Genomic DNA, 1,069 nt, shown 5'->3' on the forward strand with positions numbered 1-1,069 from the left:
CGGCGCGGTACACAGCACGGAACGCGTTCTCGTCGCCGTCCTGTGCCGCGAGCACCGCGGCGGTCAGCTCCGCGTCGTCCCCCAGCAAAGTCCCCAACCCGTTCACTGTCCTGTACGTGTGGCGCAAATCAGCACGTTACGGCTTTCAAGTACCTCGCGTCCACGAGTGATACAACGCGCAACCAACCCTGTGCGGAGCGAGGTGTGACACAAAACGCACTTGCGGCGCTGACAGGGGTACGGGCTTGTCGCACGAGCCCGTGACGGATGGCGGCCGGGGCCTCTCCTGTGGGGGGTGGCGGCCTCGGTCGCCCTCCCCTTCCCGGGGCCCTCACCATGCCTGCCCGTGGCGCTCACGTCATCCTTTCGGCTCACTTCCGGGTGAAATCCCCGAATCGGTACGACACACCCTGCCCTGCGTCGATAGCGTGGCGGTACACCCCCGCCGCGCCCCGAGGAGCCCCCTGCTGTCCAGCCACCTTCCGGCACAGGCCCCAGGGGGCATTTCCCGGACCGAACGCGGGGGAAGCTCCGATCCTTCTCACGGCTGCGGGCTGGGAAGGTTCAACACCCTGTCCCCCGAAGCCGCCCGGGCCGTCCTGCTGCACTGCTGCGGAAGCCGGCGCTGGGCGCACCGGGTGGCGGCCCACCGCCCCTACCCCGATGCCGGGGCCCTGATCGCCGCCGCGGACGAGGCCTCGTACGACCTCTCGCAGGGCGATCTGACCGAGGCGCTGGCCGCGGAGTCCTCGGCGGAGCTGGCCCACGGGGCTTCGTACGCCGCACTGCTGGCCCTCGACGCGGCCCACGCGGAGTACGAACGAAAGTTCGGACACGCCTTCGTGATCTGCCTCGACGGACACCCTCCGGAGGAGCAGGCGGACCAGCTGCTGGGCGCGATCCGCCGCCGGATGGGGCACGAGGTGGACGAGGAGCGCTCGATCTCCGCAGACGAGCTGCGTCGGGTCGCGCAGTCCCGGCTCCGCGATCTGACACGCTGGCTGACCTCACCCGATGGGCCGACTGCCACGGAAATCGGCCTATTCGCCCCTGTGGGATAGTCCGTACG

1 protein-coding gene is annotated in these 1,069 nt (G+C 69.8%); it reads left to right on the forward strand.

All coding sequences use genetic code 11. From position 1 onward, the window contains the following. Positions 1-428 precede the first annotated feature (428 nt). A complete protein-coding gene (locus ACFWVD_RS28910) occupies positions 429-1,061 on the forward strand; it encodes a 2-oxo-4-hydroxy-4-carboxy-5-ureidoimidazoline decarboxylase (RefSeq protein ID WP_081522635.1) in 633 nt (210 codons plus the stop codon). Positions 1,062-1,069 lie beyond the last annotated feature (8 nt).

This window comes from Nocardia sp. NPDC058666 (assembly GCF_042714895.1).
Lineage (GTDB): Bacteria > Actinomycetota > Actinomycetes > Mycobacteriales > Mycobacteriaceae > Nocardia.